The 23,808-nt window shown below is 65.6% G+C and carries 24 protein-coding genes; 1 reads left to right on the plus strand and 23 read right to left on the minus strand.

All coding sequences use genetic code 11. The features are described from left to right. Positions 1–23: 23 nt before the first annotated feature. From nuoN to A5636_RS15450, 14 genes are read right to left on the minus strand one after another with little or no spacing between them, the layout of a single operon-like run. Positions 24–1,589: an NADH-quinone oxidoreductase subunit NuoN gene (nuoN, locus tag A5636_RS15385; RefSeq protein ID WP_065159502.1), complete on the minus strand. Its 1,566-nt coding sequence runs from the start codon at positions 1,587–1,589 to the stop codon at positions 24–26. After that, positions 1,586–3,193 (minus strand): NADH-quinone oxidoreductase subunit M, encoded by a 1,608-nt coding sequence (locus tag A5636_RS15390; protein ID WP_065159578.1) that lies wholly within the window; start codon positions 3,191–3,193, stop codon positions 1,586–1,588. The genes nuoN and A5636_RS15390 overlap by 4 nt, the downstream gene beginning before the upstream one ends. After that, on the minus strand, positions 3,190–5,079 hold the full coding sequence (gene nuoL / locus A5636_RS15395) for an NADH-quinone oxidoreductase subunit L (RefSeq protein ID WP_065159503.1): 1,890 nt from the start codon (positions 5,077–5,079) through the stop codon (positions 3,190–3,192). The genes A5636_RS15390 and nuoL overlap by 4 nt, the downstream gene beginning before the upstream one ends. Positions 5,080–5,089: 10 nt before the next feature. Continuing rightward, positions 5,090–5,389 (minus strand): NADH-quinone oxidoreductase subunit NuoK, encoded by a 300-nt coding sequence (gene nuoK, locus A5636_RS15400; RefSeq protein ID WP_055580875.1) that lies wholly within the window; start codon positions 5,387–5,389, stop codon positions 5,090–5,092. Beyond that, on the minus strand, positions 5,386–6,174 hold the full coding sequence (locus A5636_RS15405) for an NADH-quinone oxidoreductase subunit J (protein WP_065159504.1): 789 nt from the start codon (positions 6,172–6,174) through the stop codon (positions 5,386–5,388). The genes nuoK and A5636_RS15405 overlap by 4 nt, the downstream gene beginning before the upstream one ends. Next, complete coding sequence (nuoI, locus tag A5636_RS15410; protein ID WP_065159577.1) at positions 6,171–6,716, minus strand: NADH-quinone oxidoreductase subunit NuoI; 546 nt, start codon at positions 6,714–6,716, stop codon at positions 6,171–6,173. Before nuoI ends, A5636_RS15405 begins: the two co-directional genes overlap by 4 nt. A gap of 4 nt (positions 6,717–6,720) precedes the next feature. After that, positions 6,721–7,974 (minus strand): NADH-quinone oxidoreductase subunit NuoH, encoded by a 1,254-nt coding sequence (nuoH, locus tag A5636_RS15415; RefSeq protein ID WP_155763838.1) that lies wholly within the window; start codon positions 7,972–7,974, stop codon positions 6,721–6,723. A 5-nt stretch (positions 7,975–7,979) separates the two neighbouring features. Then, a complete protein-coding gene (locus A5636_RS15420; protein WP_065159506.1) occupies positions 7,980–10,394 on the minus strand; it encodes an NADH-quinone oxidoreductase subunit G in 2,415 nt (804 codons plus the stop codon). Beyond that, the gene (gene nuoF, locus A5636_RS15425; protein WP_065159507.1) at positions 10,391–11,722 is read right to left on the minus strand and encodes an NADH-quinone oxidoreductase subunit NuoF; all 1,332 of its coding nucleotides are present in this window, start codon (positions 11,720–11,722) and stop codon (positions 10,391–10,393) included. Before nuoF ends, A5636_RS15420 begins: the two co-directional genes overlap by 4 nt. After that, the gene (nuoE, locus tag A5636_RS15430; RefSeq protein ID WP_065159508.1) at positions 11,715–12,491 is read right to left on the minus strand and encodes an NADH-quinone oxidoreductase subunit NuoE; all 777 of its coding nucleotides are present in this window, start codon (positions 12,489–12,491) and stop codon (positions 11,715–11,717) included. The genes nuoF and nuoE overlap by 8 nt, the downstream gene beginning before the upstream one ends. Continuing rightward, positions 12,488–13,819, minus strand: coding sequence for an NADH dehydrogenase (quinone) subunit D (gene nuoD, locus A5636_RS15435; protein WP_065159509.1), 1,332 nt, complete (start codon positions 13,817–13,819; stop codon positions 12,488–12,490). The genes nuoE and nuoD overlap by 4 nt, the downstream gene beginning before the upstream one ends. Next, on the minus strand, positions 13,819–14,547 hold the full coding sequence (locus A5636_RS15440) for an NADH-quinone oxidoreductase subunit C (protein WP_065159510.1): 729 nt from the start codon (positions 14,545–14,547) through the stop codon (positions 13,819–13,821). Before A5636_RS15440 ends, nuoD begins: the two co-directional genes overlap by 1 nt. After that, entirely contained in the window at positions 14,544–15,098 is a 555-nt protein-coding gene (locus tag A5636_RS15445) for a NuoB/complex I 20 kDa subunit family protein (protein WP_065159511.1), read from the minus strand. Before A5636_RS15445 ends, A5636_RS15440 begins: the two co-directional genes overlap by 4 nt. Before the next feature lie 8 nt (positions 15,099–15,106). Further along, positions 15,107–15,484 (minus strand): NADH-quinone oxidoreductase subunit A, encoded by a 378-nt coding sequence (locus A5636_RS15450; protein ID WP_065159579.1) that lies wholly within the window; start codon positions 15,482–15,484, stop codon positions 15,107–15,109. Positions 15,485–15,822: 338 nt separating this feature from the next. On the opposite strand from A5636_RS15450, the gene A5636_RS15460 reads away from it, so the two are divergent. After that, positions 15,823–17,082: a PPE family protein gene (locus tag A5636_RS15460; RefSeq protein WP_065159513.1), complete on the plus strand. Its 1,260-nt coding sequence runs from the start codon at positions 15,823–15,825 to the stop codon at positions 17,080–17,082. A gap of 7 nt (positions 17,083–17,089) precedes the next feature. Here the strand turns inward: A5636_RS15460 and A5636_RS15465 are convergent, their stop codons facing one another. From A5636_RS15465 to A5636_RS15505, 9 genes are read right to left on the minus strand one after another with little or no spacing between them, the layout of a single operon-like run. After that, complete coding sequence (locus A5636_RS15465) at positions 17,090–17,491, minus strand: Rv3143 family two-component system response regulator (RefSeq protein WP_065159514.1); 402 nt, start codon at positions 17,489–17,491, stop codon at positions 17,090–17,092. A 15-nt stretch (positions 17,492–17,506) separates the two neighbouring features. Then, positions 17,507–18,049, minus strand: a complete 543-nt coding sequence (locus tag A5636_RS15470; protein WP_065159515.1) for a YceI family protein — start codon at positions 18,047–18,049, stop codon at positions 17,507–17,509. 9 nt (positions 18,050–18,058) lie between these two features. Then, positions 18,059–18,454, minus strand: a complete 396-nt coding sequence (locus tag A5636_RS15475; RefSeq protein WP_065159516.1) for a nuclear transport factor 2 family protein — start codon at positions 18,452–18,454, stop codon at positions 18,059–18,061. A gap of 28 nt (positions 18,455–18,482) precedes the next feature. Beyond that, positions 18,483–18,821 carry a DUF6285 domain-containing protein gene (locus A5636_RS15480; RefSeq protein ID WP_065159517.1) on the minus strand — a complete coding sequence of 113 codons (339 nt, stop codon included), beginning with the start codon at positions 18,819–18,821 and terminating at the stop codon, positions 18,483–18,485. Continuing rightward, a complete protein-coding gene (locus A5636_RS15485; RefSeq protein ID WP_437339836.1) occupies positions 18,818–19,762 on the minus strand; it encodes a phosphotransferase family protein in 945 nt (314 codons plus the stop codon). Before A5636_RS15485 ends, A5636_RS15480 begins: the two co-directional genes overlap by 4 nt. Before the next feature lie 23 nt (positions 19,763–19,785). Next, entirely contained in the window at positions 19,786–21,024 is a 1,239-nt protein-coding gene (locus tag A5636_RS15490) for an acyl-CoA dehydrogenase family protein (protein WP_065159518.1), read from the minus strand. A gap of 18 nt (positions 21,025–21,042) precedes the next feature. After that, entirely contained in the window at positions 21,043–21,654 is a 612-nt protein-coding gene (locus A5636_RS15495) for a TetR/AcrR family transcriptional regulator (protein ID WP_065159519.1), read from the minus strand. Then, a complete protein-coding gene (locus A5636_RS15500; RefSeq protein ID WP_065159581.1) occupies positions 21,654–22,556 on the minus strand; it encodes a hydroxymethylglutaryl-CoA lyase in 903 nt (300 codons plus the stop codon). Before A5636_RS15500 ends, A5636_RS15495 begins: the two co-directional genes overlap by 1 nt. A gap of 5 nt (positions 22,557–22,561) precedes the next feature. Continuing rightward, entirely contained in the window at positions 22,562–23,761 is a 1,200-nt protein-coding gene (locus tag A5636_RS15505) for a CaiB/BaiF CoA transferase family protein (protein ID WP_065159582.1), read from the minus strand. Positions 23,762–23,808: the final 47 nt, after the last annotated feature.

Genomic DNA, 23,808 nt, shown 5'->3' on the forward strand with positions numbered 1-23,808 from the left:
TCAGTGCTGCAGGGCGGTAAGCGTCAGTGCTGCAGTAGTATCGCCGCGCGATCGGCCAAGTCCAGCACCGGTTGCGGCAGGATGCCCAGCACCACGGTGACCAATGCGCACACCGCGATGGCCGCCTTGCTCAGTACGCCCGGGGCCACCACGTGTGGTGTGTCGTCGGTTCCCTCGGTGAAGAACATCAGCACGATCACCCGCACATAGAAGTACGCCGCGACCGCGCTGGAGACCACACCGATGATCACCAGCGGCACGGCGCCGCCTTCGGCGGCGGCCTTGAACACCGAGAACTTGCTGATGAAGCCGCTCGTCAGCGGGATGCCGGCGAATGCCAGCAGGAACATGGAAAGCATCACGCCCACAATGGGAGAGCGTTGCCCCAGGCCGGCCCAATTCGCCAGGCTGGCATCCTCCACACCGTCCGCATTGCGGATCAGACCGACGATCGCGAACGCGCCTACCGTGCTGAAGCTGTAGGCCACCAGATAGAACATGGTGGACGACAGGCCGGCCGAATTGTCTGCGATCACACCCGTGAGGATGAAGCCCACGTGCGCCACCGACGAGTAAGCGAGCATCCGTTTGACATCGGTCTGGTTCACCGCGGTGATGGTCCCCACGACCATGGTCAGGATCGAAATGCCCCACAACACCGGGCGCCAGTCAGCGTGCAGCGGCGGCAGCGCCACGTAGACCACGCGAAGCAGGGCGCCAAACGCCGCCACCTTGGTGGCCGCGGCCATGAAGCCGGTGATCGGGGTCGGTGCCCCCTGGTACACGTCAGGAATCCACGAATGGAACGGGACGGCACCGACTTTGAACAACAGGCCGACCGCCAGGAGCGCCACACCCACCAGGGCCATGGACCTATCGTTTTGCGCCGCAAGCGAATCGCGGATCAGATGCAAAGTCAGCGTGCCGGTGGCGCCGTAGAGCAACGCGACGCCGTAGAGAAAGAAGGCCGAGGAGAACGCGCCGAGCAGGAAGTACTTCAGTGCCGCCTCCTGCGACAGCAGCCGACGGTGCCGCGCCAGGCCACACATCAGGTACAGCGGCAATGAGAGGACTTCCAAGGCCACGAACATCGTCAGCAAGTCGTTGGACGCGGCGAACACCATCATGCCGCCGACCGAAAGCGTCAGCAGGGGAAACAGTTCGGTCTGGGCGACGCCTGCACGTTCGGCTTCGAGCTCGGTGTCGCTGTCAGGTGTCGCCGAAGCTTGGGGCGTAAACGAATCGAGTCCGGCGAACACCTTGGCTTTGGTGATTACGTGTCGCCGCTCGGCGATGAAGATGGTGCCGAGGACAGCAACCAGCAGCACGGTGCCCTGCAAGAACAATGCCGGCCGGTCCACAGCTATCGCCCCGAGCACCGTGGCTTGCCCAGCTGCGGGAACGGATTTGGCCACCAGGATGACCGCAGCGAATGCCGCCGCAAAACCCGACAGGGTCAGGGCGACTTGCGCGCCATACCGAACGCGGCGCGGCAGGAACGCTTCGGCCAGCACGCCGAGGATCGCCACCGCGAACACGATGAACATCGGCGACAGCAGGAAGTACTCAACGCTGGGCTTGTTGATCATCGGTGCGGTCCTTCGGCTGTCGTCGGGCGCACGCCCATAGGCACTGTCGGTGCCGGATCCTGCTGTCGGATGGTGCTCATGGTGTGTTCGACCGACGGGTTGATCCGGTCCAGCACCGGTTTGGGATACACCCCAAGCGCGAGCAGTAGCGCGATCAGCGGTGCGACGACGGCCATTTCGCGTGGCACCAGGTCGCGAATTTTTTCGTTACCTTCGGCCAGTGGCCCGGTCATCGTCCGCTGGTAGAGCCACAACATATAGATCGCGGCCAGCACCAGAGCCGTGACACCGAAGGCCGCCGCAATCCAGTAACGGTTGAAAGTGCCCAGCAGCACCAGAAATTCGCTGACGAAGGGGGCGAGTCCGGGCAGCGACAAGGTCGCCATGCAGGACACCAGAAATGTCCCGGCCAGGATGGGCGCCACTTTCTGCACGCCACCGTAATCAGCGATCAACCTGCTGCCCCCGCGCGAGACCAGGAAGCCCGCGATCAGGAACACCGCGGCGGTCGAGATGCCGTGGTTGAGCATGTACAGCGTTGAACCGCTCTGCCCCTGGGATGTCATCACGAAGATACCGGCGATGATGAACCCGAAGTGTGAGATCGAGGTGTAGGCGATAAGCCGCATCATGTCGGTCTGACCGATCGCGACGATCGCACCGTAGATCACCCCGACGATGGCCAACGTAACGATCACCGGCCGGAAATACGTTGAGGCGTCAGGGAATAGCTGCAGGCAATAACGCAGCATGCCGAAGGTGCCGACCTTGTCCATCACCGCGGTGATCAGCACCGCGGTGGCCGGTGTGGCCTCCACGCAGGCGTCGGGCAGCCAGCGGTGGAACGGCCACAACGGCGCTTTGACCGCGAACGCGAACATGAAGCCCAGGAACAGCGCCTTGAACACCGCGGGATCCACGTCGGCAAAACGCTTGCCCTCCCGCACGTCAGTGACGAGTCGAACGAAGTCGAAGGTGGCCTCGCCGTGCTGAGCAGTCACCACGTACAGCCCGATCACCGCCGCGAGCATGATCAACCCACCGAATAGGTTGTACAGCAGGAACTTAACCGCCGCTCGCGAACGCTCAGTGCCCTGTCCGAACCCGCCGATCAAGAAGTACATGGGGATCAGCATCGCTTCGAAGAACACGTAGAACAGCAGCACATCGAGAGCGACCACGGAGATCAGCACCATCGACTCGATGGCCAGCGTGAGCGCGACGTAGGCGTGCACCCCGCGCGGGCGGCCCTCGCGACCTGACGAGTCGTCGGCGTCACCGCCGTCGTTCCAGCCGGCCACCAGCAGCACCGGAACCAGCACCGTGGTCAGCAGCACCAGGATCAGGCCGATGCCATCCACGCCCAGCGTGTAACCGGCGCCGAAAGACGGGATCCAGGAGTGCTTTTCGCCGAACTGGTAGGTGTCTCCGCCAGCCTTGAACCCGGCGGCGACGACGAGCGACACCGCCAGGGTCAGAATGCTCATGGCCACGCCGATCCATTTGACGGCACGATGCAGACCAGGCGGCAGCAGAATGATCAAGACCGAACCCGCCAGCGGCAGCAGCCACAGCACGCTCAGCCACGGCAGGCTCGAATTCACCACAGGTTCACCGCCAACAGCGCGCCGGCCACCAGAGCCGCACCCACCAGCATCGACAACGCGTAGTTACGGGCAAAACCAGTCTGCATGCGCCGCAACCGGTTCGATGTCCGCCCGACCCCTGCCGAAAGTGCGTTGATCGACCCGTCGACGCCGGCGTTGTCGATGCCGACCAGTGCGTATGTCAGCTGCGCACCAGGGCGCATGAAAACCTCCTCGTTGAAGGCGTCGCCGTAGCCGTCGGCGCGGGCCGCTGCCGTGAGCACCGAGACCTGAGACGGGGCCACTCGCGGAATTTCCGCCTTGCCGCCATACATCCGATAGGCCACCGCGATACCGACGACGACCACCCCCAGCGCGAGCGATGTGCTGACCCATTGAGGCACGGCATGCGCGGTTTCCTCGTGTGCGCCCACTACGGGTTCGAGCCAGTGCTGCAACGTGCCGCCGATCGCGAACAGCGCACCGGAGAACACCGAACCGAACGCGAGCAGGATCATCGGCCACACCATCAGGGCGGGCGCCTCATGCGGATGCGAGCCCGGCGCCCAACGCTTCTTACCGAAGAACGTCATCAGCATCACCCGCGTCATGTAGAACGCGGTGATGCCCGCGCCCAGCAGCGCCGCCCCGCCAAGGATGTAACCGCGGACCCCGCCGGCCCCCAGCGCCGCCTCGATGATCGCGTCCTTGGAGAAGAATCCCGCGAATGGTGGCACGCCGATGATCGCCAGATATCCCAGTCCGAACGTCACGAAGGTGACGGGGAGCGCCGCACGCAGGCCGCCGTAACGGCGCATGTCCTGTTCTTCGTGCATCGCATGGATGACCGACCCGGACCCGAGGAACAGGCCGGCCTTGAAGAAGCCGTGTGTGAGCAGGTGCATGATCGCGAACGCATAGCCGGCCGGACCCAAGCCCGCCGCCAGGACCATGTAACCGATTTGGCTCATGGTGGACGCGGCAAGGGCGCGCTTGATGTCGTCTTTGGCGCACCCGATGAACGCCCCGAGCATCAGGGTGACGGCGCCGACGATCACCACACCCAGCCGCGCATCCGGGGCCAGGTTGTACAGCGGGTTGGAGCGCACGATCAGGTACACACCGGCCGTCACCATGGTGGCCGCGTGGATCAACGCCGACACCGGGGTGGGGCCTTCCATCGCGTCCCCCAACCAGGCCTGCAGCGGCACCTGCGCCGACTTGGCACACGCGCCCAGCAGCAGCAGCAACCCAGTCACGTTCAAGACGCCTTCGCTGGTCGCAGGCGCACCGGCGAACACTCCGCTGTAGGACAGCGTGCCGAACGTGCTGAACATCAGGAACATCGCCAGCGCCAGGGCGGCATCCCCGACCCGGTTCATCACGAACGCTTTCTTGGCCGCCGTGGCGGCAGACGGCTTGTGATACCAGAACCCGATAAGCAGGTAGGACGCCAGACCGACACCCTCCCAGCCGACATAGAGCAGCACGTAGTTATCGGCGAGCACGAGCAGCAGCATCGACGCCAGGAACAGGTTGAGGTAGCCGAAAAATCTGCGACGGTCCTCGTCCTCGGCCATGTAGGCGATCGAATAGATGTGGATCAGCGATCCGACACCGGAGATCAACAGCACGAAGCACATCGACAACTGGTCGATCTGCAAGCCGAAGTCGACCTGTAGGCCACCGACCGGTATCCAGCTGAACACCGTCTGACGGATGGTTCGGTCGTCTCCGGCGCGGCTCAGGAGGTCAGCGAGCAGCGTGACGCCCACCCCGAACGCCGAGAGGGCGGCCAGCGTACCCAGCCAATGACCCCACGCGTCCGTGCGTCGACCACCGAACAGCAGGATCGCAGCCCCCGCCAGTGGCAGCGCCACGAGCAGCCAGGTGTAGTGAGTCATCTTGGCGTTCTCAGCCTTTGAGTAGATTCGCGTCGTCGACCGACGCCGATTTGCGGGCACGGAAAATCGTCATGATGATGGCCAGGCCGATGACGACCTCGCAGGCGGCGACAACCATGGTGAAGAACGCGATCATCTGTCCGTCGAGCTTGCCGTGCATGCGCGCAAAGGTGACGAACGCGAGGTTGACCGCATTGAGCATCAGCTCGACACACATGAACATGACGATGGCGTTGCGGCGCAGCAGCACACCGGAGGCCCCGATGGTGAACAGCAGTGCCGAAAGGTAGAGGTAGTTGGCCGGATTCATGACGCACCTCCCTTGACCGACTGGGCCGACGGTGTCTCGAGACCGTCGGCTCCGCGGGTGCGCAGGATGCGCGACACCGACAGCTCCGAGTACGAACCATCGGGCAGCAGCGCGGCCACGTCGACGGCGTTGTGGCGTGCGTAGACGCCCGGGCTGGGCAGCGGCGTGGGGTACCCGCCGGCGCGGAAGCGCTCCTCGGAGAGTTCGCGCTGCGTCTTACGCCGTTCGAACCGCTCCCGGTGCGCCAGAATCATCGCGCCGACTGCGGCGGTGATCAGCAGCGCACTGGTCAACTCGAAGGCCCATAGGTAGCGCGTGAAGATCAGCGCGGCAAGGCCTTCCACGTTGCCGCCGGCGTTGGCGCCGGCCAGCCCGGAGAAGCCGCCGGTCGCCACATTGCCGATCCCGGCGATCAGCAGGACGCCGAAGCCGACGCCGGTCACCACGCCGGCAATTCGTTGTCCGCGCAGCGTCTCCTTGAGTGATTCCGCCGAGTCCACGCCGATGAGCATCAGCACGAACAGGAACAACATCATCACCGCGCCGGTGTAGACCACGACCTGAACGACGCCGAGGAACAGTGCGTCCTGCGCAATGTAGAAGGCCGCCAGGATCAGCATCGTCATAGCGAGATACATCGCGGAGTACACGGCGTTGACAGCGAGCACCACCCCGAGCGCTCCCACCAGTGCCAGCGCGCCGAGCACCCAGAACATCACCGCTTCACCGGTGGAGGTGTGGGTGATGAGCTCCGGCGCCAAGTTGGAGGCGAGTAGTGCGGTCACCGGCCGTCCCCGGTTTCTTGGCTTTGCAGCACCCCGTCCGCGGTGACGTTGCCCAGGTAGTAGTCCTTGTCGGTGGCGCCTTCGGCGCGCGGGTGCGGCGGTGCCGTCATTCCGGGCAGCAGCGGCGCCAGCAACCGGTCCTTCTCGTAGATCAGGTCAGCGCGGTTGTCGTCGGCCAACTCGTAGTCGTTGGTCATGGTCAGTGCCCGGGTCGGGCAGGCCTCGATGCACAGACCGCAACCGATGCAGCGCAGGTAGTTGATCTGGTACACCCGCCCGTAGCGTTCTCCGGGCGAGAACCGTGCTTCGTCGGTGTTGTCCGCGCCCTCGACGTAGATCGCGTCGGCGGGACAGGACCAGGCGCACAACTCGCAGCCGATGCACTTCTCCAGGCCGTCTTCGTAGCGGTTCAGCTGATGACGGCCGTGGTAGCGCGGTGCCACCGGACCGGGTTTCTCCGGGTATTCCTCGGTGACGGTCTTCTTGAACATCGAACCGAACGTCACGCCGAACCCGGCTACCGGGTCCCAGAGGCGTCGCAAAATATTAGCCACGTGCCTTCTCCTTGCTCGCGCCGACGGGGCGTTCGAGGGTTTTCATCGGCAACGGCGGTGTCGGGAATGCCGGTTGCAAATCGCTTGCGCCGAGCCGCTTTTCGTTATCCTGCTGGCGGCGTTTGGGCGCGCTGAACGGCTTTCGCAGTGTTGCGATCAACACAACGGCCACCACGAGGCTGGCGATCACCAGCACTGCGGTCCAGTGCGGGTAGCCCTGGATTTGCAACCAGCGGACAAAGCCCGCGACCATGATCCAGGCCAGTGACACCGGGATCAACAGCTTCCAGCCCAACGCCATGAACTGGTCGTAGCGGAACCGGGGGAGTGTGGCGCGCAACCAGAAGTAGATGAACAAAAACGTCCACACCTTGGCGGTGAACCACAGCACGGGCCACCAACCGGTGTTGGCTCCCTCCCACATGTTCAGTGGCCACGGCGCATGCCAGCCGCCGAGGAACATCGTCGCCGCCAGTGCCGAAACCGTTGTCATGTTGACGTATTCGGCAAGCATGAAGATCGCGAACTTCAGGGACGAGTACTCGGTGTGGAAGCCCGCGACCAACTCGCCCTCGGCTTCGGGCAGGTCGAACGGCGCCCGGTTGGTCTCGCCGACCATGGAGATCAGGTAAGTGAGGAACGACGGCAGCAGCAGGAAGATGAACCAGACGCGGTCCTGCGCGGCCACGATCTGCGACGTCGACATGGTGCCGGCGAACAGGAACACCGCCGCGAACGACAGCCCCATCGCCACCTCGTAGGAGATGACCTGGGCGGTCGAACGCACCCCGCCGAGTAGCGGATAGGTGGACCCCGACGCCCACCCACCGAGCACGATGCCGTACACACCGATCGCTGACAGACCCAGGATGAACAGCACCGCAACCGGGACGTCGGTCAGCTGCAAGGGCGTCCAGTGACCGAACACCGACACCTCGGGGCCAAGCGGGATGAACGCGAAGGCAGTGAAAGCGGGAATCGCCGAGATGGCCGGCGCCGCGAAATAGACAAACCAATCGATGCCCTTGGGCGTGATGCTTTCTTTCAACGCCAGCTTGACGCCATCGACCAGGCTCTGCAGGGCGCCTTTCGGGCCGACCCGGTTGGGCCCGGGCCGCAGCTGCATCCGGCCCAGCAGCTTGCGTTCGACCAGGATCGCCACCAGCACAGTCAGCACCAGGTAAACGAAGATGGCCAGCGCCTTGCCCAGCACCAGCCACCAAGGGTCGTGCCCGAAGGCGGTCAAGCCGTTCATTTGGAACCCACTCCAATTTTGACGACGGCGCCAAGGGTGACGCCCAATTCCCGATGCACCGCAGAACCTGGGGAGTTGAGCGGAAGCCACACCACCCCGTCGGGCATGTCGGTGACGTTGAGCGGCAACGTGATCGAGCCGCGTTCGGTACTGACCGTGACCGGTTCCCCGTGGGTGGCGCCGATTTCGGCGGTGGTGCCCGCAGACAACCGCACCTCAGGCTTGCGCGCGGTGCCGGCCAGGTGCGGTTCGCCGTCCTGTCCGCGACCGGCGTCCAGCAGCAACCGCCAACCCGTCAGCACCGCCTCACCGGCACCAGGCTTTCCGGCCGACGGTGCCGCAACCGTCGGATTGGCCGGGCGCTTGCCGTCCCAGGTGCTCAGTGCGGAGAGTTCCTCGCGCGCGGATTCGACTGTGGCACAACCCAAATAGACGCCCATCTCGTCAGCAAGGGTGTCGAGGACCCGATGATCGGATTGACTGGCCTGCAGCGAGGTGCCGCGGAACGCGGGCTCGAAGCCGCGGTAGCGTCCCTCCCAGTTGACGAATGCGCCCGCCTTCGAGGTGGTGGCAGCGACCGGGAACACCACGTCGGCCCGCTCGGTGACGGCGCTGTGACGCAGTTCGAGGCTGACCACGAACGGGGCGGCGTCGAGTGCAGCCAGCACCGCGTCCGGGTCGGCGAAGTCACCCGGTTCGATACCGCCCACCAGCAGCGCGCCCAGCGTTCCGTCGATGGCTGCGGCCAGTATGCCGTCGGCGTCCCGTCCGCCGGCTGACGGCAATTCGTCGACATGCCACGCCGCGGCGACCTGCGACCGTGCGGTCTCGTCTGCGGCGGGACGGCCACCGGGCAGGAGCCCGGGCAGCGCACCGGCTTCCAGTGCCCCGCGTTCGCCGGCCCGCCTCGGCACCCAGGCCAACCGAGCCCCGGTCGAGTCGGCCAGCCGGGCCGCGGCCGAGAAGCCACCCGGCACCGTGGCCAGGCGTTCGCCGACCATGATCACCGCACCCGGGGTGCTGAGCAGATCGCCGATCTCTCCTGTCGCCAAGCCGTCCAACGTGGCCGCCTCGGCGCCGGGGATGGTCTGCAGCAACCGGCCCGACATCTTGGTCAGGCCGCGGGTGGCGAACGGAGCGATCGCGTAGACCGGGACATTGTTCTTGCGTACGGCCTTGCGCAGTCGCAGGAAGACGATCGGCGATTCTTCCTCCGGCTCGAATCCGACCAGCAGGACCACCGGCGCGGCCTCCAGGTCGGAGTAGCTGACGGTGACGGGCCGCCCGGCGACGCGTGCCGCCAGGAAATCGGCCTCCTCGGCGGAGGAGGGCCGGGCACGGAAGTCGATGTCGTTGGTGTCCAACACGATTCGCGCGAATTTGGCGTAGGCGTAGGCGTCTTCCCAGGTGACGCGGCCGCCGACCAGTACGCCGGTGCGCCCGCGAGCCGCCTCGAGTCCCTGCGTCGCCGCGACGATCGCATGGGCCCACGACGCCGGAGCCAACTCGCCGTCGGGACCCCGGAGAAGGGGAGTGGTGATCACGTCCGGCCGGGTGGCATAGGTGAAGGCCCACCGGCCCTTGTCGCAGTTCCACTCCTCGTTGACCTCGGGGTCGTCACCGGCCAGCCGGCGCGTCACCTTGCCGCGACGGTGATCGGTGCGCTGCGCACATCCGGATGCACAGTGCTCGCACACGCTGGGACTGGACACCAGGTCGAACGGGCGGGCCCGGAACCGGTAGGCGGTGCCGGTCAGCGCCCCAACCGGGCAGATCTGCACTGTGTTGCCGGAGAAGTAGGACTCGAACGGTTCGTTGGCGTAGATGCCGACCTGCTGCAGCGCACCCCGCTCCTGCATGTCGATGAACGGGTCGCCGGCGATCTGCTCGGAGAAGCGGGTGCAGCGGGCGCACAGAATGCAACGCTCACGGTCCAGCAGCACCTGCGAGGAGATGTTGATCGGCTTGGCGAAGGTGCGCTTGGCGTCGGTGAAACGAGACTCGGCGCGTCCGTTGGACATTGCCTGGTTCTGCAGCGGGCACTCACCGCCCTTGTCGCACATCGGGCAGTCCAGCGGATGGTTGATCAGCAACAGTTCCATCACACCGTGCTGGGCCTTGTCGGCGGCCGGTGAAGTGAGTTGGGTGCTTACCACCATGTCGTCGGTGCAGACGGTGGTGCACGACGCCATCGGCTTGCGCTGGCCTTCGACCTCTACCAGGCACTGCCGGCACGCGCCGACCGGGTCGAGCAGTGGGTGGTCGCAGAACCGCGGGATCTGGATGCCCATCAGCTCGGCCGCGCGGATCACCAGTGTGCCTTTCGGAACACTGATTTCGGCTCCGTCGATGGTCAGCGACACCATCTCGGGCTGAGCCAAGCGGTTCTCAGCATCAGCGGTTTGGGTCACGCTTTCACTCCGTCCAACGTCAACATGGAGTCGCGGGGGTCGAACGGGCAGCCGCCCGATTCGACGTGGGCGAGGTATTCGTCCCGGAAGTGCTGGATCGACGACATCACCGGGCTGGCAGCACCATCACCCAACGCGCAGAACGACTTTCCGAGAATCGCATCCGAAATGTCGAGCAACTTGTCGAGGTCTTCGCGGGTGCCCCGGCCGGTTTCCAGCCGTTCGTAGATCTTGTCCAGCCAGAAGGTGCCTTCCCGGCACGGTGTGCATTTACCGCATGACTCGTGCCGGTAGAACTCGGTCCAGCGCCGCACCGCCCGCACCACGCAGGTCGTTTCGTCGAAGATCTCCAGCGCCCCGGTGCCCAGCATGGAACCTGCAGCGCCGACTCCCTCGTAGTCCAGCGGGATGTCGAGGTGTTCGGCGGTCAGCAGCGGAGTCGAGGACCCGCCCGGCGTCCAGAATTTGAGCTTGTGCCCGGCCCGGACACCGCCCGCGTAGTCGAGCAACTCGCGCAGCGTGATACCCAGCGGAGCTTCGTACTGACCGGGATTGGTGACATGCCCGGACAACGAATAGAGCGTGAAGCCAGGAGATTTCTCGCTACCCATGGAACGGAACCAGTCGACACCATTGAGGATGATCGGCGGCACGCTGGCGATCGTCTCGACGTTGTTGATCACGGTGGGACAGCCGTAGAGGCCGGCGACGGCCGGGAAGGGCGGCCGCAGCCGCGGCTGGCCGCGGCGGCCTTCCAGCGAGTCGAGCAGCGCGGTCTCCTCGCCACAGATGTAGGCGCCTGCGCCGGCGTGCACCACCAGCTCCAGGTCGAAGCCGGAACCGCCGATGTCGCGCCCCAGGTAACCGGCGGCGTAAGCCTCGGCGACGGCGTTCTGCAGGCGACGCAACACTGGCACCACCTCGCCGCGTACGTAGATGAACGCGTGGCTGGCCCGGATCGCGTAGGAGGCGATGATGACGCCTTCGACGAGCACGTGCGGTGTCGCCAGCATGAGTGGAATGTCTTTGCAGGTACCAGGTTCGGACTCGTCGGCGTTCACCACCAGGTAATGCGGTTTGGCCGCGGGCCCACTGTCGCCCTGGGGAATGAAGGACCATTTGGTCCCGGTGGAGAAGCCGGCCCCCCCGCGACCCCGCAACCCGGACGCCTTGACCGTCCCGATCACGTCGTCGGGATCCATGCTCAGGGCTTTCTCCAGGGCGCGGTAGCCGTCGTGGCGCTGGTAGGTTGCCAACGTCCACGATTCGGGGTCGTCCCAGTAACGACTGATGACCGGGGTCAGCGGGGTGGCGGACGAGCTAGTCATCGGTGGACTCCGGGACCTCGGGTGCCTGCATATCGTTTTCCTTCGCCACCCGCAGTCCGGCCAGCGTGGCCGGGCCGGCACCGCCCTGGCCCTCGTCGGGGCGCTGGTCGGGCAAGCCCGCCAAGATGCGCGAAGTCTCCCGGAACTTGCACAGCGGGGCGCCGCGGCTCGGCGCCAACGGCTCCCCGGAACGCAGCGAGTCGACGAGTTCCCGGGCCGACGCGGGGGTCTGGTTGTCGTAGAACTCCCAATTGACCATCACCACCGGCGCGTAGTCGCAAGCGGCGTTGCACTCGATGTGCTGCAAGGTGACCGTGCCGTCGGAGGTGGTCTGGTCGTTGCCGATACCGAGATGGTCCTTGAGGTCCTCGAATATCGCGTCGCCACCCATCACCGCGCACAGCGTGTTGGTGCAGACACCGACCAGGTAGTCACCGGTGGGCCCGCGTCGGTACATCGTGTAGAAGCTGGCTACCGCTGACACCTCGGCACCGGTCAGTCCCAATTGCTGGGAACAGAACTCCAATCCGGCCGGAGTCAGGTAGGAGTCTTCGCCCTGCACCAGGTGCAGCAACGGCAGCAACGCCGATCGGCTGCTGGGGTACTTGGCGATGATCTCCTTGGCCTCTACCTCCAGCCGCGCCCGGACCTCGTCCGAATACGATTGCGGCGCACCGTCCACCACAAACTGGTTGGGCTCCTCGGGCGGCGGCCCGAGTCGAATGAACACCCGCTCCCCATTGCTGCTGCCGACGTTGGGAACCGTCATCGATCCACCCCACCCATGACCGGGTCGATGCTGGCGACCGCGGTGATCAAGTCGGCGACCATGCCGCCTTCGCACATCGCGGCGACCGACTGCAGGTTGGTGAACGAGGGATCCCGGTAGTGCACCCGATAGGGACGGGTGCCGCCGTCGCTGACCATGTGCACGCCGAGTTCCCCACGGGGCGACTCGACCGCGACGTAAACCTGGCCGGCCGGGACCCGGATGCCCTCGGTGACCAGCTTGAAATGGTGGATCAGCGCTTCCATCGAGCTGCCCATGATCTTGGCGATGTGCTCCGGGGAGTTACCCATGCCGTCCGGACCCACGTAAAGGTCCGCGGGCCAAGCGATCTTGCGGTCCTCCACCATGGTGGGACCGGGCCGCAGCTTGTCCAGACACTGTTCGATGATCTTGATCGACTCCCACATCTCCTTGACACGAATGATGTAGCGCCCGTACGCATCACAACCGTCATCGGTGATGACGTCGAACTCGTAGTTTTCGTAGCCGCAGTAGGGCTCGCTCTTGCGCAGGTCGTGCGGCAGTCCGGTGGCACGCAGGATCGGACCGGTGATGCCCAGGGCCATGCACCCGGTCAGATCCAGGTATCCGACGTCCTCGGTGCGGGCCTTCCAGATCGCGTTCTCGTTGAGCAGGTCGCCCATCTCGCGTAGCGGGACGCGCAGTTCGTCAAGTGCGGCCGCGATGTCGTCGACCCCGTTCGGGGGCAAGTCCTGCGCCAGGCCGCCGGGGCGGATGTAGGCACTGTTCATCCGCAGTCCGGTGATCTTCTCGAACAACGTCAGGACGATCTCACGGCCCCGGAAGCCGACGAACATTGGCGTCATGGCGCCGAGTTCCATACCGCCGGTGGCCAAAGCCACCAGATGCGACGAGATCCGGTTGAGCTCCATCATCATCACCCGAATGATGTTGACCCGCTCCGGGATCTCGTCGGTGATGCCAAGCAGCTTCTCTACCCCCAGGCAGTACGCCGTCTCGTTGAAAAACGGTGCCAGGTAGTCCATTCTGGTGACGAAGGTGACGCCCTGCGTCCAGTACCGGTACTCGAGGTTCTTCTCGATTCCGGTGTGCAGGTAGCCGATTCCGCACCGCACCTCGGTGACGGTCTCACCCTCGATCTCGAGAATCAGCCGCAACACCCCGTGGGTGGACGGGTGTTGCGGCCCCATGTTGACGACGATGCGCTCACCGGGATCGGCGTTGCGGGCCGCGTCGACGACCTTGTCCCAGTCCTGGCCGCCCGCGACGACAAGCGTCTCTGAAGCGCCGGCGCCGTCTTGCGCCGTGGTGGTGGATGTGCTCATCAGTTATAGCCCCTGCGCTCATCGGGTGGGGGAATCTGCGCGCCCTTGTATTCGACCGGGATGCCGCCCAGCGGGTAGTCCTTGCGCTGCGGGTGCCCTTGCCAGTCGTCGGGCATCTCGATGCGGGTCAGCGACGGGTGGCCGTCGAAGATGATCCCGAAGAAGTCGTAGGTTTCGCGCTCGTGCCAGTCGTTGGTCGGGTAGACACCGAACAACGACGGGATGTGTGGATCACTGTCCGGCGCAGACACTTCCAGCCGCAGCCGGCGATTGTGCGTGATCGACTTGAGCGGGTACACCGCGTGTAGCTCTCGGCCGGTTTCGTTCGGGTAGTGCACCCCGCTGACGCCCAGGCACAACTCGAACCGCAGTTCGGGTTCATCGCGCAGCCGCTGCGCGACCTGCGGCAGCAGATCGCGGCGCACATGCAGGCTCAGTTCGTCGCGGAAGACCACGACCTTCTCTATCGCCTCGTCGAATTCGATGTCTTCGCGCGCCAATGCCTCGGCCAGCCGGTCGGCGATGTCGTCGAAGTAGCTGCCGTACGGGCGTGGACTCTCGCCGGGCAGCGCGACCTCGCGCACCAGCCGCCCGTATCCGGAGGTGTCACCGGTGCCGCGCACACCGAACATGCCGCGGCGCACGCTGATCACTTCCTGACCTTCCGGCGGTACGTCTGCCCCCGGCGTGAGGGTTGCGCCCTGAGGGTCCTTGTCCGGTGAGCTCATCGCAGCAGACCGCGCATCTCGATCGTCGGTCTGGCTGACATCGCGGCTTCTTCGGCCTCGGCGATGGCACGTTCCCGGTTGACGCCGAGCGGCATCTCCTGAATCTTCTCGTGCAGCTTCAGGATTGCGTACAACAGCATCTCCGGCCGCGGTGGGCACCCGGGCAGGTAGATGTCCACCGGCACCACATGGTCCACACCCTGGACGACCGCATAGTTGTTGAACATTCCTCCGGACGAGGCGCACACGCCCATCGCCAAAACCCATTTCGGTTCGGCCATCTGGTCGTAGATCTGCCGCAGCACCGGCGCCATTTTCTGGCTGACCCGGCCCGCAACGATCATCAGGTCGGCCTGACGGGGTGTCGCCGAGAAGCGCTCCATCCCGAATCGGGCGATGTCGAATCTCGGCGCCGCGGTCGCCATCATCTCGATTGCGCAGCAGGCCAATCCGAAGGTTGCCGGCCACAACGAGTTCTTGCGGACATAGCCCGCTACCTTCTCGACGGTCGACAGCAGAATCCCACCGGGTAGCTGTTCTTCGAGTCCCACGTCCTACCTCAATCCCATGTCAGGCCGCCGCGGCGCCACACGTACGCGTAGGCCACGAACACGGTGAGCATGAATATGACCATCTCGACAAGTGCGAACGTCCCGAGTGAGTTGAAGCTGACCGCCCACGGGTACAGGAACACGATTTCAATGTCGAAGACGATGAACAACATTGCGGTCAGGTAGTACTTCACTGGGAAGCGTTGGCCGGTGGGGGCCTTCGGCCCGCTGAACCCGGTTTCGGTGGGTTCGATGCCACATTCGTAGGCCTCGAGCTTCGACCGGTTGAACCGGCTCGGACCGGTGATGCTTGCCAAGACGACTGAGCCCACGGCGAAGGCCGCGGCAATGCCGGCAAGCACCAGGATGGGTATGTAGACGTTCAACTCGCTCTGCTCCGTCGTATGGGCCGCCAGCAGGGCAGGCGGCATCCGGGCGGTCAACCCAAGGATTGGTGTGACGGACCGGGCTTGTGGGCCGCCACAGTGACCTTCAACATAGTCGCGCGACCGCTCGAGCACATGCCCGGGGTCAAGCTCATAGACACGCGGGGATCGCTCGCGAAGCGAAAAGGGTGGCTGACGGCCGTGGCCCGGCGAAATATCATGGATCTGCGCGACGGCCAGACGGGCGGAGCGCATGTTGTTACTCTTGGCGAGGGTAACTGGACGGTTTTTGCGAGGTCAGCGCAGACACCGACGGCCGATCTGGGAGGACAGGGGTTGTGAGCTTCTTTACGCTGCCGCCAGAGATCAATTCGCTGCGGATGTTTCTCGGCGCGGGTAGCGCGCCGATGCTGGAGGCAGCCGCCGCGTGGGACGGGTTAGCCGCGGAGCTGGGGACTGCAGCTCAGGCGTTCGGTTCGGTGATCTCCACGTTGGCCGGCCAGGCCTGGCAGGGTCCGGCTGCGCAGGCAATGGCGGCGGCAGCCGCCCCCTACGCGGGCTGGTTGAGCGCGGCCGCGTCACAGTCTTTCGGAGCCGCCGGGCAGGCGCGGGCCGTGGTCAGCGCGTTCGAAGCGGCCCGGGCGGGAACCGTTCACCCAGGTGCGGTCGATGCCAACCGCAACGCCTTCGTGCAGCTGGTGATGTCGAACCTCTTCGGGCAGAACGCGCCGTTGATTGCGATGGCCGAAAGCATCTACGAGGAGATGTGGGCCGCGGACGTGACCGCGATGGCGGGGTATTACGCGAACGCGGCGGCAGCCGCCGCGCAGGTGGTGCCGTGGCAGAGCGTCCTGCAGACCTTCCCGGCGCTGGCCGGTGGTGTGGTCAGCGGCCTGAGCGGTATGGCCGGTGGTCAAGCCAGCGGCGCCGGAGGGGGAGGTGCCGAAGCGGGTGCGCCGCCGGCCGCCGGGGGCGGCGGTGGCGGTGGCGGTGGCGATGGTGCCGCGGCCGCTGGCGGCGGTGGCGGAGGCACTGCGGGCGGCGTCGGCAGCGCCGACGGCGGATCGGCGCCCATGAGTTACACCAGCGGCTACACCGGTGGCGATGCTGTCGGCACAGCCGATGCGAGCAGCGCCGGCATGACAACGGCAAACAGCGGAGCGCCCTCCGCCGGCGTCGGCGGCTTCGGCATGATGCCGATGCCGTTGGGCGGCTTGGCCCGCGCCGGTCTGCTCGGCGACAGCCCATCCATACCGGGGGCCGCCAAGCCCGGGGCCAAGGCCGAGGTAGAAGAAGTCGTCGCGAAGGCGCCTGCGCCGGAAACGGTGGAAACTCCGGAAGTGGACGTGCCGGCGATGAGCGTGCTGCCGACTGTGGCGCCCGAGATCGCCGCGCAGGCCGCACCGAGCGAAGCCAAGCCCGCCGCCGCACCGACGACCGGTTCGGCAATCCCGGCGACGGGCCTTCGTGCGCACGCCGAGGAAGTTTCCGCCGAAGGAGACGAGACGGTGGTCTCGCTGCGACCCAAGATCGCGCCCGGAGACTTTCATCCCCAAGAGGAGGAAGAAGCTCCGCAGCTGCAGGTCCGGGGCGGCTGACCGGTTTCTAGTGCGCGGGTGCGCGCAGCAGGTTGAGGACGGTCCGGCCGAGCACGATGGGGTCCAGCGGGTGCGGTACGGCAGCTTCGGCGCGTGACCAGCTGGCCAGCCAGGCGTCGTCGGGACGGCCGGTCAGCACCAGGATCGGCGGGCAGCTGGACAGCTCGTCCTTAAGCTGCTTGGCGATCCCCATGCCTCCGGTCGGCGTTGCTTCCCCGTCGAGGATGGCCAGGTCGATGCCGCCTTCATCCATGGTGCGCACCACCATCGGACCGGTCGCGACCTCGACGTAACTGAGCTCGGGTAGATCCGGATGCAGCCGCTTACCCAGGGCCTGCATGACCTGTTCGCGGGTGTGGACGTTGTCGCTGTAGACGAGGATCTTTAGGGCGCTGCTCGAGTCGGGCACGGTGCAGATGTTAATTCACGCGGTGCCGGCCGAATGCACGAAGACGGTCTCCGCTGACACCGTCACCGTGTCCGACATCACACCGAGCTTGTTCCAGTCCAGGTTGAACAGGGATCGTTTGATCTTGGCCTTCCCGGAAATTCGTACCGAACCGTCGGCGAGCTCGGTGATCGTCACCGGCAGCTGGACCGGTTCGGTGATGCCTTTGATGGTGAAGCCGGTGTGCAGTTCCGCGGCTCTGCCGGTGCCGGGTTTGAGGGCACTGACAGCAACGGTGATCTGGGGAAAGCGCTCGGCCTCAAAAAAGTCGGCGGACAGCAGGTGCTTGTCGCGTTTGCCGATGCCGGTCTGCAACGACGCGACGTCAATGTCGATTCGCCCGGTCACCGCGCCTTTGTCGGCCAGCGTTCCCTCGCCGCGGAACTCGGTGAACCTGCCCTTGACCGGCACCACGCCCCACATGTTCTTGATCTTGAATTCGATCTTCGAGTTGGCGGGTAGCAGCGTCCATCCGCCGACGGTCTCGGAGTCGCTAAGCAGTGTTTCCAGTGTCGTCATCGGTCTCGCCTATTCAGTCGCAGAGCCGAGTAGCGGGGCAATCTCGGCGGGGTCGAAGTATTCGTCGATCCGATTGATAAGACCCTCATTGTCCAACTTGATGACGATACAAACCCGCATCGAGATCGATGGACCAGCGTGGCCGGTCGCGTGCAGCACGTGCTGCTGGACGAACCCATTCTCGAAAAGCTGGCGGTCCAGGATTTCGTAGCTGCGTCCGATCGTGGTCGACATGAACCACTCGATCACCCGCAACGCGCGGGCCTTGTCATCTGACTTGGTGGGGCCGCGGCCGACCCGCCACACCGTGACGTCGGGGCTCCACATCCGGTCGACGGTTGCCCGGTCGCCCTGCTCGATGGCAGCGAACAACCGGTCGGCCGTCTCGGCGATGGAGTGGGACATGGGCGCTCCTTACTGCTTGTCGTATCCGTTACTGCTTGTCGTATCCGGGGTGCGCCACCGCCAGTCGATGGCTCACCAGAGTGCGCAGGCAGGGCACGACGACGTCGGCACGCTCGTCCAACTCGCCGTCCCGGATGGCAGCAGCCAGCGCGGCCTCATCGGCGAAGCCGAGGTCGGACAACGCCGCCCGTACTTCGGTTGCGCCGGAATTCTGCAGTTCCCGTTCGACCATCCGTAAGGCGTTGGCCGCCACCCGGGCGTGAAAGTTGACCTGACCCGAGGTGGCCTCGCGCACATCGTTTTCCAAGAACTCGGCGACGGCCGCGACCAGTTCGGCCGCAGTGGGCCGGCCGTGCACACCCGTCATGGCTGACTCCCGGCAAGCAGGTCCAGTAGATCCCATTCGTTCTCACACACCCGGCGTCCGATCGTCGCCAGTTCGACCGAGCGCGTCTGCCCGCTCAGGTGCCGCTCCGCCTGATAGCGGCAGATGACACCCCAGCGCAGGGTCGCCAGCACCAGCCACCAGTGAAACGTCGCCCGATCGACGGTGGTCCCACTGGCCTCCTCGTAGGCGTGGAGGAAACTGTCGATGCTGCCCAGGCCCCCGGCGCCGTGGCTGGGCGGCGCGCCGAACCGCCAGGCACGCACGCAGAACCAGGCGAGGTCTTCATAGACCTCGCCCACGTGGACCAGCTCCCAGTCCAGCACGGCGGCAAGCCCGGAGTCGTCGATGATCAGGTTGCCCATCCGAAAGTCACCGTGCACCAATACTTCCCGTGTCGGCGGCGGGCGCTGGGCGGCCAACCGACGCAACGCCCACTCAAAAGTGGCGGTGGTGTCGCCCATGTCGTCGAGCTGCTGGCGCGAATGCTCGATCGCGTCCTCGCGGGTGAGGCCGGGGTCGGTCGCATCGGCGCGGTGGATGGCGGCGATGGCCTGCGCACATTGGCGCAACAGTCGTTCACGTGCGGCGGCGGAATCGCCGAGCTGACGATAGATGCGCCGAACGATGGTCTCGCCCTTGATCTCTTCACAGATGAGGAACGGATTGCCCAGTGTCGCAACGGAGTCGTCGGCGATGAGGACGTGCGGCACGGGTGCTCCGGCAGCGGCCGCTGCGGCCTGGACCCGTGCCTCCAGTTCCATGCCGGCGTGCACATTGTCCGGCGGACCGGTGCGCAGGATCAGCGACCGGCGCACCCCGTCGGTGACCGCATCGAAAGCCCAGGTGGTTCGGCTGGCACCCCCGGTGAGGGCGCGCAGATTGTCGATGGTCACCTGCGTTTTCAGAACCGACCCCAGCAGCGAGCCGAGGTCCGCTGCCAGCGTCACCGCTTGCCGAACTTGAAGAGGCGCTGGGCGACCCGGCGGATCTGAATCTCCTCCGCGCCCTCGGTGATTCGGTAGCGACGGTGGTGACGGTAGATGTGTTCCAGCTGCTCGTGGCGGCTGTAGCCGATACCGCCGAGTACTTGCATCGCCCGGTCAGCCGCGTCGCAAACCAATCGGTTGGCACGATAATTGGCCATCGACACCTTGTCGGAGACCTCCATGTGGTGGTTGGCGTCCAACTGTGTCGCGGCGTAATACACCAGCAGGCGCACCATCTGCGCTTCGGTCTGTAACTCGACCAGCGGCCATTGCACAGCCTGATTCACCGCCAGCGGCTTGCCGAACACGACGCGCTCCCCGGCGTAGGCGACGGCGCGGTCGATGCAGTACTGTGCGGCGCCAAGGCTGCTGGCGGCCTGCCGAATCCTGTTCTCGTGCAGGAAGGTTTGGCCCACCTCCAGGCCGCGGTCGACTTCACCGAGCACCGCGTCGTCAGGTACCCGGACATCCTTGAGTTCCACTTCACCGTGATCGGTCGGCATGTTGAACGTCCACCAGTAGTACGGCACGGTGAAACCCGGCGCGTCGGTCGGCACCAGGAAGGCGGAGATGCCGCGCGCCTGCCCGGGTTCCCCGGAGGTGCGGGCGAACACCAGGTCGTGGGTGGCGCGGTGCACACCGGTGTTGAATCGCTTGGCGCCGTTGATCACCCAGCCGTCACCGTCGCGGACGGCGGTGGTCTCCAGCCAGGTGGCGTCCGAACCGTGGTTGGGCTCGGTCAGCCCGAACGCCATCGACCGTTCGCCGGTGATCAGTGCCTCGGTCCATTCCTTCTTCTGCGACTCGGTGCCGAACCGGTCCATCATGATGACTTGCGGAAAATTGCCGACGATCGACGACTCGTCCTGCAGGTCGTTGTGCAGGCCCAACCCTTTATGCGCCAAGTGTTCCCGGATAACGGCCATATCGATGTTGCTGCCGTCGCGGCCGCCGAACTGCGAGGGCAGACCGTAGCGCAACCAGCCCGCCTTGTCTGCGCGCCGACGCATCTCACTCAGCAAGTCTTCCCACTCGCGCCGTGGGATGCCGCCGTTGTCCCAATCGGTGCGGGCATTCTCGCGCCGGTGGTCGAAGTACTGGATATGTTCGCGTTCCAGCGGTTTGATCTCCGTCTCGATGAATTCGTCCATCTCGGCCAGCAGACCCGGAAGGTGTTCGGGGAGGCTGAAATCCACGTTGATCGCTCCTAATCGTCAGGCGCCGTACAGGGTCTTCTGCCAGATTCGGGACAGCACGGCAATGGCGTCCTCGTCGCTCATCGTCACACCGAGGTTCGGCCTCCCGACGAAAACGGTCGTGAAGTTCTCGAACAACAGGGCGATGGCGGCCGCAGTGTGCTCCGGGTTGAGTTCGGCGCCATAGCCCTGCTCCTGGGCCCGGCGGACGGAGGCTGCCACGATGTTCATGCCGAACCGCCGGAATTCGTTCTGCACCGCGGCGAAGCGCTCCTGGGTGGCGGCCAACTGCGCCACGGCGATCATGATGCCGATGTTCTGCTTGAACATTCCCCAGTAGCCGGTGACAACGGAACTGAAGAACGCGTCGTCGGCGGGGGAGTGCGGCAGGTGGACGCTGAGCCCGGACGGTTCGACGACGTCGTGCAGGAACGACTCCGCCAGGGCGGCCAGCAGGTCCTCCTTGTCGGTGAAGTAGCGGTAGAACACCGCCGACGACTTCCCCGCCGCGGAGGTGATGTCGGCCAGGGTGGTGCCGTGAAATCCCCGTTCGGCGAACAGTTTTCGGGCGGCCAGTTCGATGGCCTGGCGGGTCTGCCGGCCTTTGGCGCTCACCAGTTCGGCGGGCATCAGGCTCTGGTCCGGTCGCCCGCGCGCAACAGTGCACTCGGCAGGTCGTGCCCGACGGCTGCCGTGGCAACCCGGGCCGCGGTGATCGCGGCCTGCAGGTCCACGTCGACGTCATACCCGCTGTCGGTCAGCAGGTAGACGAGATCCTCGGTGGCGATGTTGCCGGTGGCGCCTGGGGCGAACGGGCAACCGCCCAGTCCGCCCACCGACGCGTCCAATCGCGTGACGCCCGCGAGCACGGCGGCGTAGGCGCAAGCCAGTCCGGCCCCCCGGGTGTTGTGAAAGTGGCCGCCCAGCGGCAGGTCGCCGATGACCGGACGCACCTGATCAATCAGCGAAGACACCCTGCCCGGGGTCGCGGTGCCGATCGTGTCGGCGATGGAGAACCGGTCGGCACCCTGGTCGCAGGCAGATGCCGCGATGGCCAGTACCCGCTCGGGGGGCGTCGGTCCCTCGAACGGGGAGTCCCAGGCTGTGGCGACGATGACCTCGACTGTCGTGTCACTTCCGTGGGCGATGGCGACGATTTCACCGATCTGGTCGGTTGCTTCGGCGCTGCTGCGCCCGACGTTTCGTTGGCTGAAGGTGTCGTCCGCTGCCACCACGTATTCGATGGACCGGAGACCTGCGGCGATCGCTCGCTTGGCCCCGTTGGGACTGGCCACCAGCGCGGAGAATTCGATACCGGGAAAGTTGTGCAATTCGGCCGCCAGCTCTGCCGCATCGGCCATGGACGGCACCTTGGACGGGGACACGAACGCGGTGGCCTCCACCTCCCGCACGCCGGTGGCGGCTACCGCGGCAAGCATTTCCAGCTTGGCGGACAACGGGATCGGTGCTTCGATCTGCAGGCCGTCGCGTAACGCCACCTCGCGGATGTCGACATGCTGACTTGATGGCACCGTGTTCACAACACCTCCTCGGCGACCAACCGGGCGACTTCGTCGGCGGTCTTGCCCAGAAGTCCGGTATACACCTCGTCGTTGTGTTGACCGGGGCGCGCGGGGCCGGCGTAGCGGACGCTGCCGGGGGAGTCGGACAGCACCGGCACGATCCCGGGACCCAGCACGTCGCGGCCGACACGTTCGTCGTGGTGCGGCACCAGCATGCCGCGGGCACGCAGTTGCGGGTCGTTGACCACCTCCGCCACGGTATTGATGGGCCCGGCAATAACACCTGCGGCGGAAAGGGTTTCGATGATCTCGCCGGGCTGACGATCGGCGGCCCAGGCACCGATGATCTCATCCAGCCGGTCCTGGTTGCGTCCCCGTGCGCCGTGCGTCGCGAACCTGTCGTCGGTGACCAGTTCCGGGTGGCCCATGGCCTTGCACAACCGAGCGAACACGGTGTCCTGATTGGCGGCGATCACCACCCACGAGCCGTCGGCGCTGCGATAGATGTTCGACGGCGCGATGCCCTCCAGTCGGGTGCCGGATGGTCCGCGCACCACGCCGCCGACGTCGTAATCCGGAATAGTCGATTCTTGTACCGCCAAACAGGATTCGGTCAGGGCGACGTCGACCACCTGGCCGTGCCCGGTGACGCCACGGCGGTACAACGCGGCGAGCGCACCTTGGGCGCCGAACATGCCGGCCAACGTGTCACCCAGCGAGAGGGCCAGCCGGGGCGGCGGCCCACCGGGGAACCCGTTGAGGTGGCGCAACCCGCTGGCAGCCTCGGCCACCGAGGCGTAGCCTGCCTTGTGCGCGTCCGGGCCGGTTTGCCCGTAGCCCGATACCCGGACCAGGATGATCCCCGAATTGCGTTCGCGCAGAACGTCGTATCCTAGATTCCACTTCTCCAAGGTGCCCGGCCGGAAGTTCTCCACCACGATGTCCGACTTCTCGACCAACTCCAGGAACAGTTCACGACCCTCCTGCTTGCGCAGGTCCAGCGTGATGCCGCGCTTGTTGCGGGCATGCACCGTCCAGAAGACACGGTGCCCGTCGACCTCGGCCTGGCCCCAGGTGCGCAGCGGGTCCGGTGCGCCCGGTGGCTCCACCTTGATGACGTCGGCGCCCATGTCGCCGAGCAGGCGGCCCACGAACGGGCCGGCGATCAGGGTGCCGAGTTCGAGCACCCGGACCCCGTCCAGCGCTCCAACAATGCGCCGCTTCTCAGCATCACTGCGTTCTGCATCGTCGCCGGCGGGGC

It is taken from the genome of Mycobacterium asiaticum (genome assembly GCF_001673315.1).
Classification (GTDB): Bacteria; Actinomycetota; Actinomycetes; order Mycobacteriales; family Mycobacteriaceae; genus Mycobacterium; species Mycobacterium asiaticum_B.